Source organism: Streptomyces sp. NPDC091682 (assembly GCF_044756625.1).
GTDB lineage: Bacteria > Actinomycetota > Actinomycetes > Streptomycetales > Streptomycetaceae > Streptomyces.
Window position 1 is genome coordinate 407,648 of sequence record NZ_JBIVTH010000005.1, and the last position, 12,340, is coordinate 419,987.

At 71.0% G+C, this 12,340-nt stretch carries 10 protein-coding genes; 2 read left to right on the forward strand and 8 right to left on the reverse strand.

All coding sequences use genetic code 11. The annotated features are described in order from the left end of the window. Positions 1 to 15: 15 nt before the first annotated feature. From ACIQK6_RS14980 to ACIQK6_RS14990, 3 genes are all read right to left on the reverse strand, one after another. Positions 16 to 867, reverse strand: a complete 852-nt coding sequence (locus ACIQK6_RS14980; RefSeq protein WP_329102757.1) for a hypothetical protein — start codon at positions 865 to 867, stop codon at positions 16 to 18. 100 nt (positions 868 to 967) lie between these two features. After that, positions 968 to 1,585: a hypothetical protein gene (locus ACIQK6_RS14985; RefSeq protein ID WP_402694916.1), complete on the reverse strand. Its 618-nt coding sequence runs from the start codon at positions 1,583 to 1,585 to the stop codon at positions 968 to 970. A gap of 164 nt (positions 1,586 to 1,749) precedes the next feature. Next, positions 1,750 to 2,358: an AfsA-related hotdog domain-containing protein gene (locus ACIQK6_RS14990; protein WP_329102753.1), complete on the reverse strand. Its 609-nt coding sequence runs from the start codon at positions 2,356 to 2,358 to the stop codon at positions 1,750 to 1,752. Positions 2,359 to 2,785: 427 nt separating this feature from the next. On the opposite strand from ACIQK6_RS14990, the gene ACIQK6_RS14995 reads away from it, so the two are divergent. Then, positions 2,786 to 3,403 (forward strand): TetR family transcriptional regulator, encoded by a 618-nt coding sequence (locus ACIQK6_RS14995; protein ID WP_329102751.1) that lies wholly within the window; start codon positions 2,786 to 2,788, stop codon positions 3,401 to 3,403. A gap of 85 nt (positions 3,404 to 3,488) precedes the next feature. Here ACIQK6_RS14995 and ACIQK6_RS15000 read toward each other — a convergent pair whose 3' ends face one another. From ACIQK6_RS15000 to ACIQK6_RS15020, 5 genes are all read right to left on the reverse strand, one after another. Further along, a complete protein-coding gene (locus tag ACIQK6_RS15000) occupies positions 3,489 to 4,298 on the reverse strand; it encodes an endo alpha-1,4 polygalactosaminidase (protein ID WP_402694917.1) in 810 nt (269 codons plus the stop codon). Beyond that, on the reverse strand, positions 4,295 to 4,990 hold the full coding sequence (locus tag ACIQK6_RS15005; RefSeq protein WP_329102748.1) for a spherulation-specific family 4 protein: 696 nt from the start codon (positions 4,988 to 4,990) through the stop codon (positions 4,295 to 4,297). Before ACIQK6_RS15005 ends, ACIQK6_RS15000 begins: the two co-directional genes overlap by 4 nt. Next, a complete protein-coding gene (locus tag ACIQK6_RS15010) occupies positions 4,987 to 6,543 on the reverse strand; it encodes a hypothetical protein (RefSeq protein WP_329102746.1) in 1,557 nt (518 codons plus the stop codon). Before ACIQK6_RS15010 ends, ACIQK6_RS15005 begins: the two co-directional genes overlap by 4 nt. Beyond that, complete coding sequence (gene pelF, locus ACIQK6_RS15015; RefSeq protein ID WP_329102744.1) at positions 6,540 to 8,093, reverse strand: GT4 family glycosyltransferase PelF; 1,554 nt, start codon at positions 8,091 to 8,093, stop codon at positions 6,540 to 6,542. The genes ACIQK6_RS15010 and pelF overlap by 4 nt, the downstream gene beginning before the upstream one ends. 93 nt (positions 8,094 to 8,186) lie before the next feature. Then, a complete protein-coding gene (locus ACIQK6_RS15020) occupies positions 8,187 to 10,214 on the reverse strand; it encodes a hypothetical protein (protein ID WP_402694918.1) in 2,028 nt (675 codons plus the stop codon). A 344-nt stretch (positions 10,215 to 10,558) separates the two neighbouring features. Between ACIQK6_RS15020 and ACIQK6_RS15025 the strand changes: the two genes are divergently transcribed. Then, on the forward strand, positions 10,559 to 12,097 hold the full coding sequence (locus ACIQK6_RS15025) for a leucyl aminopeptidase (RefSeq protein ID WP_329102740.1): 1,539 nt from the start codon (positions 10,559 to 10,561) through the stop codon (positions 12,095 to 12,097). Positions 12,098 to 12,340 lie beyond the last annotated feature (243 nt).

Sequence of the window (12,340 nt, forward strand, 5' to 3'; positions counted from 1 at the left end):
TGGTCGTTCCTCTCGTCAGCCGGTGGTGATGAATTCGCCGAAGCTCGGTCCCTGCAGCTTCAGTTGCGCGTGGATGTCCCCGCCCAGACCGAACTGGCCGATCGCCCCGCCGTAGTTCTGCTGGTAGCTCATCCACAGCACGACGACGTTCACGATGCGGTTGCCGCCGGTGCCGGGCGCCGGGAAGGGGTCGGGCAGCACGGCCCGATAGCGGCCCCTGCCGTCCTGGTCGGTGACGAAGGCGTTGGGCACTCCGAGCGGTCCGGGCCGGGTCGGCCCGGCCGGGTCCAGGTCGTGCTCGCGCAGCGACATCACCGTGTACAGGCTGTTCGGCAGCATCCCGGAGAACTCGAAGCCGAACTCTCCGGACTTCCTGTCGTCGCTCAGCCGTACCTCGAGCTCGCCGCGCGCCCGGCCCCAGGTGCCGAGCGTCACCGGTTCGGTCACCTTCGGCCCGTCCTGCGCCCGCAGATCCGGCACGGCGACCTGGTGGAACGGATAGCTGGGGCGGACGACCTCGGACGCGTCCGGGAACTGCTCGGGGGCGAACACCATCGGGTAGTTGCTGCACGGCAGCGGCAGGGGCAGCGTGTGGAGCACGATCGCGTTGTCGGCGGGGCTGAACTGGCCCGGGTGGTCCGGCAGTTCACGGACAATGCGGTACGGCTCGTTCTTGCCGAACTCCGGCAGCGGGCTGTCGGCGGCGACGATCGCGCACCCCCAGCCGTTCGAGACGCCGCCCGCCCCGTCGTCACGGTTGATGCGACCGATCACGACGAAGTCGCCGTTCTCGTCCATCACTTCGCTGGGCGGGTAGGCCGGTCCCTGGGTGGTGAGACTCAGCTGGTAGGTGCGCGACGGTCCCATCCGCTCCTCCTCGTCTGGTTGCTCGTTCTGTGACCGGTGCCGGTTCCTCGTTCTGCGACCGGTCGGGTTCCTGGTTCTGCGACGGGCCTGCGTGCGGCGCCTACGCCACGCGGGCGTAGATCGTGGTGTAGAGACCGCGCTCGCCGCCCGCGATGAAGCGGTCACCGGCCTGGCGGACGATCTCCTGGTAACGCGGGGAGGTGAACACCGCGTTGTACTCGGCCGGGTCGCAGTTGAACCCGGAGACGAACATGACACCGGGTTCGGTGCTCAGCACCGAGTGGTACGCCTCGAAGGCCTCGACCTCGTCGGCGCCGCGCACCACGTCGTAGATGGTCTCCTCACGCCAGGCGCGGTACGCGGTGTACACCCGCGGCGGCACCTCGATGTGGCGCATCTGCACGTAGGCCGTCTGCGGCAGCGGGGTGTCGACCGGCTTGGGCGCGTCGACGAAGCCCAGCACCTGACGGCGGAAGTCGCCCTCGGCCGCCGGGGCCAGCGTCTCCCACAGCTGCTCCCAGTCGGCGCGCAGGGCGTCGAGCTGTTCCCAGCCGGCGAGCGGGGCCAGCTCCAGGAGGCTGGAACCCTCCAGGCTGCGGAACAGGGCACGGCCTTCGAACGCCGACGCGGCGTGGTGGGCCTTCCATGCGGTGGCGGCGGCATCGACCTGGTCGGGCTTGACCGACAGTTCCACGGCGGTGACGAGTGATGCGGACATGACTGTGCTCCTCAGGGGATCTACAGAAGGGGGAACCGGGCGACGCCCGGGGTGCGGCGGCGGCCGAGGGAACGGCCGGGGGCCGCGGAAACGGCCGGGCCGGGAAAGCGGCCGGGGGCCGCGGAAACGGCCGGGCCGGGGAAACGGCCGGGGGCCGGGGTCTGTCAGACGCCGGACAGGGCGTCGGCCGGGGCCCGGAGCGTGTGCTCGACGGCCCGGCGGGCACGCCGGTCCTCCTTGGCCTCGATCACGTCGGTCTCGAAGGCGGTGAAGGCCAGTTGGGTGAAGGCGGCGCGGCGGCCGGCCTGGTGGATGCCGACCTCGGCGCTGAAGGAGAGCCTGGACGGGTCCTGCGTCCGGGACTCGGTGATCCGGTACTCGATGGTCGAACACAGCGGGAACAGGAAGTTCTCGAAGGTGGTGTTCATGTGCTCGATGACGAAGTAGTACCTGCGCTGCGGCCACTGGGCGGCGAAGAACCGCTCGGTCACGGCGAGGAACATCTGCCGGGACGCCTCGATGGCGACCATGCCCTGCACGTGCTGCCCGGTCTGGTGGTCGAGCAGGAGCTCGTTGTCGTTGTGCAGCCGCAGTCCGGCGCCGAAGTGCGAGTCGTCCACCTGGTGGAGATCCGCGATCAGGGCGTTGGCGACCTGGTGTTTGTGGACCTCGCCGGCTCCGCTGAGGGTGGAGGGCTGAAGCCGGACGTGTACGCGGTCCAGGCCGCGATGACGCAGTTCCTCGACGATGAGGAAGACATCGGCCTCGGACACGCCCTGGGCGCTTTCTATGAGGACCGGGTCGCCCTCCTTGGCGTAGACGCCGCGCCGGATGTCGTCGACTAACTGCGAGACGGTGAAGACGTTCTCCTGGACGGCGAACCCGATGAACCGGTCCCCGACCAGGACGATGCTCTGGATCGAGTGATTGATGGGAACTCCTCGGTAGTGGGGCCGTGCGGCATGGAACTGCCACGACGGCTGACCGGAGTGATGAGTGTGCGAAGCGCGGAGACCGGCGCGGCTCCGAGCGCCGTGCGGATTCCGGCCCAGGCCGTGTGCCGGGCTGCTCCAGGCCCCGGCGGCTCTGTCGGAGGTGCCTGCCGGGCTGACGTCACCGACACTAAACGATCATCCGAAAGGGTGCAACCAACTAGATGGTTTCTTAACTATCCAGTTGGTTGGCCGCTAAGGTGAGTTCATGACCAAGGACGCAACCCGAGACACGCCGACCCGTCTCCTGGACGCGGCCCGTGCGGAGTTCGCCAAGTTCGGCATCGCAGGCGCCAGGGTGGACCGCATCGCCGAGCAGGCTGCGGCGAACAAGCAGCGCCTGTATTCCTACTTCGGCAGCAAGGAGCAGTTGTTCTCCACCGTCCTGAAGCACGCGTACCGGGAACTGGGCGAGCAGGTGCCGGTGCCGACGACGAGGGAGGACCTCGAGCACTACGTCGGCCAGATCTTCGACTACCACCGCCGTGACACGAGCCTCGTGCGGCTCCTGGCCTGGGAGGGCCTGCACTACGGAGACGCCGCGATTCCCGGCGAGGAGGAGCGCCAGGCGTACTACCTGAGCAAGAACGAGACCCTCGGAAAGGCGCTGTCCCTCACCTCGCCCCAGGAGGTCGGTCATCTGCTGATGACCCTGATCGGGATCGCCTCGTGGCCCTTCGTGGTGGAGCAGCAGCGCCGGTTGATGGCAGGCCTCGCGCCCGACGACGAGGAAGGCTGGGACCAGTTGCGCGCCGGCCTCACGTCGTACGCCTGCGCGGTCATCAACAGCCGCGCGCCGGCACCGGGCACCGGCGCTTCACCGTGACGTCCAAAGGGCCCGGCGGGGCCGAGGTGGCCCCGGCCGGGGCCGGGGGCGGCCCTCACGAAGGCTGCCGAAACCGCCGGCGCGGCTACTGGCAGACCTGGCGCCATGCGTCCAGGTCGTACCGCTTCTGCAGCGAGCTGAGCTTCGCCGCCCGGGCCCGCGGACACCAGCGGTTCAGCTTGCCCTCGTACTCCACGTGGAACACCGCCTTGCCCGCGTCGATGAACGGCACGTACCGGTCGCACTCCTCGTACTCCATGCACTGCTCGTTGACCGCGAAGTCGAAGTCGCCCACCAGCTCCGGGATCTGGTCCAGGTCGTTCTTCAGCCCCACCGACATGCCCCGCTCGTGCACCAGCCGGGCGATCAGGCGGTTGTACTTCAGCTGGTCGTCCGCGGTCAGCGGGAAGCCGGACCGGTTGGCGTAACCGTCCATGTTGTCGGGCTCCACCGCGTCAAAGCCCTTCGCCTTGCACATGTCGAACCGCTTGGCCATCAGCGGTTCCAGTTCCGCCAGGCGCCGGATGTCCAACCAGCGTTCGCCCTCCCAGCCGTTGCCCTGGCCCAGCAGCGCCTTCGGGAAGGATCCGGCGTCCGGCCGGAAGTCCTCCCAGGCGCCGGTGGAGAGGTAGCAGATGGTCTTGCGGCCGGCCTTCTTCAAGGTGGCCACCTGCTCCTTGGTGGTGTTGAACCCGTCCACGTCGTACACGGCCGCCTTCACCGAGGTGTCGAGCTTCCCGGTGAGCTGCCACTGCCAGCCGACCCCCGGCTTCGGCTGCCAGCGCTCCCCCGGCGGCGGATCGGGCGACAGCCCGTCGCGTTCCGGTTCCGGCTCGGCCGTGCACGCCGCGAGCAGCAGCAGGGGCACGGCCAGCAGCAGTGCGATCTTCCTCATCCCGCCGCCTCCAGCGCGTACGGCAGGGTCCCCCAGGGGTGCGCGCCGCTGCCCGGGACGGCGCAGTGCACCGCGGCCCCGCGTTCGGTGGCGAGTTCCTCGGCGCGCCGGGCGGCGAACGGGCCCGGCGGGACGGCGTAGACGAGGTGGCAGAACCGCGCGGCCGGGTGGTCGGCGGTCCACGGCGGTGCGGGGGCCGCGTCCCGGTAGGCGTCCCAGGGGCCCTCGAAGGTGACGAGCAGGTCGGCGAGTTCGGCGTACCCGGGGTGCGGGTGGATCCCGTGGTTGAGGACGAGGGTGCGGGCGCCCGCGGCCCGGGCGGCGACCGCGAGCCGCCCGTAGTGCGGGAGCAGTTCCGGGTCGGCGGAGGCCTGGTCGAGGAAGGCCCCGTCGGTGGCGTACCAGTCGCGGTGGCGCAGCAGGTCCTGCACCACCTCGGCGTGCGGGCGCCGCCCGTAGTCGGTGTCGGCGTACCCGAGGACGGGTACCCCGGCCTCGCGCAGCCGTTCGGCGACGACGGCGAACCGTTCGTCGCGGACAGCGCCCGGTCCGCTGTCGGGGTTGAGGACCACCGAGTGCAGCCGGCCGGCGGAGCGGATGAGCCGCTCCCAGGCTTCCGGCCGGTCGGCGGGATGCTCGTAGAGGGGCACCAGCAGCATGGGGTCCTTCTTCTCGGACGGGGGGTGCGTCATCGGTGGGCGGTCGCGCGGCCGAGGAGCAGGCAGACCAGGGCGGCCAGTACGGTGGCGGCGGCGCCCGCCACCACCAGTTGGACCGCCCGGGGCTGGCCGAGGCCGGTCAGCAGGGCCAGGCTCTGGACGACGGCGGCCGAGGAGCAGACCACGGCCGCGGGCCGGACCGCTCCGAAGGACTGCAGGAGCAGCCCGGTCCACATGACGGCCCCGAGCAGCAGCAGGGTCGCGATCCGGACTCCGGTGAGGACGGGGGCGCCGGGCCAGAGCAGGGTGCCGGCCAGTCCCAGGACCAGCAGGACGGTCAGGTAGACGGCCAGGCACCGGGTCAGGGTGGCGAGCATCCTCTGGCGGAAGGCCCGGGGCGAGCGGGCCCCCTGGAGTCCGGAGAGGGTCCCGCTGCGGAACCGGTGGAGCAGCCATTCGGCCGGGCCCATGCTGAGGGTGAGGGCCACCGCCGAGGGGGCGGCGACCTCCTCGGCGGGGCCTCCGGCGAGGACCTCCCCGAGGGCGGCGTACAGCACGAGCAGGCCGGTGCCGAGGCCGAACACCCCGAAGGGGACCGAGTCCCCGATCCGGGGTCCGCGGGGTGCGAAGTCCTCCTCGGCGCCGCGCAGCATCTGCCAGCGCACGGGGCCCTGGCCGGGTCGGCGGGCCGCGTGGGCACGGATCCGGCGCACGGCGGACCGCAGCCCGGCGCGCAGCGGGAGTTCCCGTAGGGCCAGGGCGCAGGCGGCCAGCAGGGACACCACGAGCAGGGTCACCCGGACCGGCACGGGCAGGTCGACGAAGAGCGCGAGCAGTGCTCCGGCGGCCATCGGGGCGAGCGCGGCGAGCAGGACCCGTTCCCGGCCGAGGACCAGCAGGACGGTGGCGGCCCCGACGTAGAAGGCCTGTCCGGCGGCGAAGGCGTAGGAGAACGGCGGCCCGCCGGGCACCGCCAGTGCGGCGGCGGTGCCCAACAGGGCGCCGACGGGGGCTCCGACGAGCAGGGTCCGCCCGGCGGCGCGCCGGTCGCCGAGGCCGAGCCAGGAGTACGCCCGGTGGGACAGGGTCTGGTCCCAGACCCAGCCGATGAGCGCACCGGCGAGCAGGGTCAGGGTTCCGGCGGGCAGGCCGAGGCGGTCCTGGGGGCCTTCGAGCAGGGGCGCGCCGAGCAGGTAGGCGAGGCCGGGCAGGGCGAAGATCACCCCGCGCAGCAGGCAGGCGGTGAGGGAGACCTTCCAGGGGTCGGGGGCGGCGCCCGGCTCCGGGAAGGAGCGGGGCACCCGGGCGTAGAGCTCCTCGGCGAGCGCGAAGGAGTCGTGCCGGCCGTAGGTGAGCCGGATGTACTCGTCCGTCATGCCGTCGGATTCGAGGATGGCGGCGATCTCGTCGGGGTGGACGGCAGAGGCGATGAACACGTCGAGGCGTTCGGCGAGTTCGTCCATCGGGTCGGTGGCGGCGTCGGCGGCGGTGACGTCCGCGCCGGGGCCGTCGCGGCGCGGCCGGGGGACGGCCGGGAGCGTGTCGGCGCCGGAACCGGGCGGCTTGAGCCAGAGCGATCCGCTCACCACGAGCCCCCTTCCCCGGAGTCCGTCTGGGGGTGCCCCATGGCGGCGAGTTCGCGGTACCAGGGATCGGCGAGCCGCTGGGTCCACGCGTCGCCCGCGTGGACGGGCAGGACGGGCTGGCCGGCGAGTTCGCGGTAGATGTGCCGGAAGCCGTCCACGGACTGGTGGAGGGTGAACTTCTCGACGACCCGCTTGCGGGACAGCCGGCCGAGCTCGGCCCGGCGTTCGTCGTCGCGCAGCAGGGCGAGGGTGGCGCGGGCCATGGTCTCGGGCTCGCGCGGCGGTACGACGAGGCCGGTGTCGCCGACGGCCTCGCGGACCCCGCCGACGTCGGTGGAGACGGTGGTGCGGCCGCAGGACATGGCCTCGATGATGCTGAAGGGGAAGCCCTCGCTGATGGAGGAGAGCATGACGACGCTGCCGGCCGCGTAGGCCAGGGCCACCTGCTCTATGCGGCCCTCGTAGGTGATTCCGTCGGTCACGCCGAGTTCGGCGGCGAGCTTCTCCAGGCGGAGCTTGTACTCCTCGCAGCCGGCCGGGACGGGCCCGAAGAGGCGCAGCCGCAGGGCGGGGAGTTCCTCACGCATGAAGGCGTAGGCCCGGATGAGGGTTTCGAGGTCCTTGATCGGGTCGATGCGGCCGCACCAGCTGAGGGTGGGCACGTCGGGTTCGGGGCCGGCCTCGGGGAAGGCGTGCGGGTCCACGCCGTTGTAAACGGTGCGGATGCGCTCGGACTCGGCACCCCCGCGCTCCTCCCAGCGGCGGTTGTACTGGTTGCACGGGGTGATCAGGTCGGCCTGCCGGTAGCCCTCGGTGTTGAGCTCGCGGTAGAAGCCGAGCATGAGGGCCTTGACGGGCCAGCGCTGGGCGGCGCTGCGGTAGCCGAGGTAGCGCTCGCGCAGGTAGATGCCGTGCTCGGTGAGCAGGAAGGGGACCCCGTCGAGGTATTTGGCGGCGAGGGCCGGGAGGGTGGCGAGGCCGCTGCTGACGGCGTGCGCGACGCTGTCGGGAGGGATCCGGACGCCGAGCGGGCGCAGCGCGTGTTCCAGCAGGTCGGTGGCGGTGAGCGCGTCGTGGATCGTGGGCTCGGCCTCGGCGGTGACGAGTCCGGGCCGGGTCCACACGTTCATCAGCAGGCGCAGCACCGACTCGGAGCGCAGGGCCGGGGCGAGCTTTCCGGCCCGGGCGAGGACGGCCAGTTCGCGCAGGGCCTCGGAGAAGCTGTGCCGGGCCGGATCGGGCTCGGGATCGAGCAGGGTGAGCAGGAAGCTCTCGTAGACCTCGGTGAAGCGGCGCTGCGCCCTGCCGCGCAGGGTCGACCGGCGGATGCGCGCCGGGAGCGGCCCCCAGAGCGGGAAGGCGGTGTGCCGGTAGACGTTGCGGGGCAGTTCCCAGGTGACCGGCTCTCGTCCGGAGCCGGTCAGGGCTATGACGTTGAAGTCGACCTCCGGCATGCCTCGTACCAGTTGGTCGCACCAGGTGCTGACGCCGCCGTGGACGTGCGGATAGGTGCCTTCGGTGAGCATGGTGACGTGACGCCCATGACTCATGCGGTGTGTCCCCCCAGGACGGAAAAGGGGCCGGCGCCCGTGGGTTCGCGGAGCGCCGGCGCTACGTGGTGCTTGTGGTGGCTTGCCGGACGGTCAGCTGGGCAGCTTGAGCGTGACGGCGCTCTGGAGCGTCTCCGGACCGGTCCAGGCGGAGCGGGTACCGGCGTAGGCGGTGCCGAAGTCGGCGGTGCCGAGCAGCAGCTGCTTCTTGGTGCCGGTGGGGGCGGTCATCGGGGCGACGACCCCGGAGGGCGCCTTGATGGTGACGTCCTTGCCGATGCGGTAGGCGGTGACCTTGCCGTCCGCGAGGGCCTTGTCCCAGGCGGCGCGGCGCTGGAACTCGACGCCGGTGTCCTTCATGCTCTGGTTGACGATCGGCGCGCTGGGGGCGTACAGGGTGCGGTAGGTGTCGAGGACCTGGTTGAGCACGGGGTAGAGGGTCCGGTCCTCGGCGAGGTTGGACTGGTGGACGTAGTGCGGCCGCGGGTCGTTGGCCAGGACGTGCCGCAGGGCGGTGCGGGCTTCGGCCGGGACAATGGTGTCGAGGTAGCCGGTGTTGACGTTCAGCGGGGCCGGCAGGCAGGTGGAGGTCGCCGGGTTGTCCTCGCAGATGCCGCTTCCGCCGTGGGCGCGGCTGGTGTAGATCCAGTTGTACTCGTCGGCCATCTCGGCGTTGGTGCCCGTGTTGTAGTACACGTTCATCGGGTGCCGGGGGACGGTGAGGGCCGCGCCGACGGCTCGCTGCGCCGGTTCGCGGGAGTTGTCGCTGCCCGCCCACTTGACCCCGTTGTCGGCGAGGGCGCCGGCCAGGTTGGGGTTGTCCACGGGCTGCTGCGGTGCGGTCTTGAGACCGGAGTGCTCACCGGTGACCAGTTCGGTCTTGTCGGTGGTGATGCCCTTGGCGGCGGCCCAGTTGTTGTTGTCGCGGATCTGGGCGGAGATGTCGGCGCGGCTCATGTACTGGATCGCGCCGGCGGTGTTCTTCGTGCAGGTCCACGGGGTGACGGCGGTGTTCTGGACGCAGCCGAGGAACGGGTGGGTGTAGGTGTGGTTCATCCACCGGTACTTGGCGCGGTCGGCGACGAGCTGGGCGGTCATCGCGTCGACGCCGCCGTTCTCGGCCTTCCACTCCTCGCCGGCGCCGCCGTTGAAGAGCATGTCCAGCTTGAAGTTCTTGGACGTCTGCCACTGCGCCGCGTACACGGCGTCGGCGGCGCTCATCCGGATGGTGCTCTCCTTGCCCTCGCCGCCCGCACAGGCGTAGTCGCCCGGCGTGCAGTTCAGCTCCTTGTTCCAGCGGGCGTCGGGGGCGAAGACGTCGTCGACGTGGACCGCGAAGTAGCTGCGGCTCTGGCCGAGGTGCACGCCCTGGGTCAGCCAGTCGACGATGCCGCGGGCGAGCAGCCGGAACTGCTGCTGGTACTGGTTGTAGCCGAAGGTGACGACCAGTTCGCTGCGGCCGTCGTGCGTGTACTCGCCGACGAGGGAGGCCCGGCCGGAGCCGACGGGCGCATCGACGTAGCTGGTGTAGCCGGGGCGCGGCTTGCCCATGAAGCCGAAGCTCTCGGGGACCAGGGCCGAGTTGTCCTCGAAGGTGACCTGGCCGCCGAGGTAGGCGAAGGGGCCGGCCTTTCCGGCGGTGGTGACGGCGGCCTGGGTGCCGTCGAGCTGGCCGCTGTAGCCGCCGTTGTCGGTGTATTCCAGCCCGACGCCCGGGTGGGCCCAGGTGTAGGCGTCAACCTGGCGGATGCCGTAGGTCGTCTCGTAAGCGGTGAGGGCGGCCATCTCGGCCGAACCCTCGCCGAACGGGTTCTCGTTCGGCAGGACGACGCCCTGGTACTTGGCGCGCGGGCGGCCGTCGACCGTGTCGCTGAGGAAGCCCGCGTTGATGACCGGGCGGCCGCTGCTGCCCAGCTGGACGCGGGTGTAGGGCACCCCCGTGTCGCGGAGTTCCGCGGTGATCGCCTCGACCGAGCTGCCGCCGTCGTCGACGACCAGCACCTTCAGGTCGATGCGCGGTGCCACGGCCGCCTGGGCGGTCGAGGCGGGTACTACCACGGACACCAAGGCGGCTGCCGCCATCATCGCGGCGACCCTGTTCATCCGATTCTTGTTGACCATATTCGGCCTTTCCCCCCGCAGGCGTCCCTCGACCGGCCCTTGGCGGACAGCCGGGCCTGGGAGGCTCTGTGGAAATCATGCAAAGGAACCCCGCGTCCCCTTGCGAGAGTGGACCGAGTCTCTCGGACCTCGTTAGGTCTACGGGGCAAACCTGGAGCAGAGTCCACAGATGGGTGAACCTGATGGCCGCTTGATCGAACAACTTGCCAAACCTTCGAGTGACGTACGGACGAGCGCGTACGCGTAGGCTCATTTCTGGCGGCCGTCGGGCCCGAATACGATCGCTACGGATGGCCGTCCACCCACTCGGCCCACACACACAACGGAAGCGAGACTTCACCACCGTGACTGCTCTGACTCTCAGCACTGCCGGCGCGGCGACGCTCCGCGCCGACGCCCTCGTGGTCGGCGTGGCGAAGGGCCCCAAGGGACCGATCGTCGCCGCGGGCGCCGAGGCCGTGGACAAGGCGTACGACGGTAAGCTCGCCGGCGTCCTCGACGCGCTGGGCGCCTCGGGCGCCGAAGGCGAGATCACCAAGCTGCCGGCCCCGGCGGGCCTCAAGGTCCCGGTCGTGCTGGCAGTGGGGCTCGGCTCCGTCCCGGAGAAGGGCGAGTCGTTCGACGAGGAGGTGCTGCGCCGCGCCGCCGGCGCCGCCGCCCGCGCGCTGCACGGCAACAAGAAGGCCGCCTTCGCCCTCCCCCTGGAGGACGCCTCGGCCGTCACCGCCGTCGCCGAGGGCGCCCTGCTGGGCGCGTACGCGTTCACCGCCTACCAGGGCGGCGAGAACAAGGCCCGCAAGGAAGCCAAGGGTGCCGGCCCGAAGCAGCCGCTCGCCGAGGTGGCCCTGCTGGGCGCCAAGCCCCGCGACAAGGAGCACAAGGCCGCCGCCGAGCGCGCCGCGGTCGTCGCGACCGAGGTCAACGTCGCCCGTGACCTGGTGAACACCCCGCCGAACGACCTGACCCCCGAGGCCTTCGCCGCGGTCGCCTCCGCGGCCGCGAAGGAGAACGGCATCAAGGTCCAGGTGCTGGACGAGAAGGCCCTGGTCAAGGGCGGCTACGGCGGCATCATGGGGGTCGGCAAGGGCTCCGAGAACCTGCCGCGCCTGGTCAAGCTCACCTACACGCACCCGAAGGCGGAGAAGACCCTGGCCTTCGTCGGCAAGGGCATCACCTACGACTCGGGCGGCATCTCCCTGAAGCCGGCCGGCCACAACGAGACGATGAAGTGCGACATGGCCGGCGCCGCCGCCGTGTTCGCCTCCGTCGTCGCGGCCGCGAAGCTGGGCCTGAAGGTCAACGTCACCGGTTGGCTCGCGCTCGCCGAGAACATGCCGTCCGGCTCCGCCACCAAGCCCGGTGACGTGCTGCGCATGTACAGCGGCAAGACCGTCGAGGTCCTCAACACCGACGCCGAGGGCCGTCTGGTCCTCGGTGACGCGCTGACCAAGGCCTCCGAGGACAACCCGGACGCGATCGTCGACGTCGCCACCCTGACCGGCGCCATGGTGCTCGCCCTCGGCGACCGCACCTTCGGGATCATGGCCAACGACGACGCCTTCCGCACGTCGATCCACGAGATCGCCGAGGAGGTCGGCGAGTCCTCCTGGCCGATGCCGCTCCCCGCGGAGCTGCGCAAGACCATGGACTCCCCCACCGCCGACATCGCGAACATGGGCGTCCGCATGGGCGGCGGCCTGGTGGCCGGCCTCTTCCTGCAGGAGTTCGTCGGCGAGGGCATCACCTGGGCCCACCTCGACATCGCCGGCCCGGCCTTCCACGAGGGTGCGCCGCACGGCTACACCCCCAAGGGCGGCACCGGCTCCGCCGTCCGCACCCTGGTGCGCCTCGCCGAGCGCACGGCCACGGGCGACCTCGGCTGACCACCCCGTTCGATGTGACGTGACGCACCCCGGGCCGGGTCAGGGCCCGGGGTGCGTCCGTCTCACGACGAAACCTGAAGGAATCGGTAGGTATCTCGGTAGGTATCTACGCAGCGGTAACCCCCGGTCCGGGCAGATCGCCCGATCACATCGTGGGCCCGGCGTCCCGCGTGCCCCCGACAAATGCGAAGATGGGTTCTCGGCAGGACAGGGCCCCCACCACAGGGCCGAAGAAACAAGCGG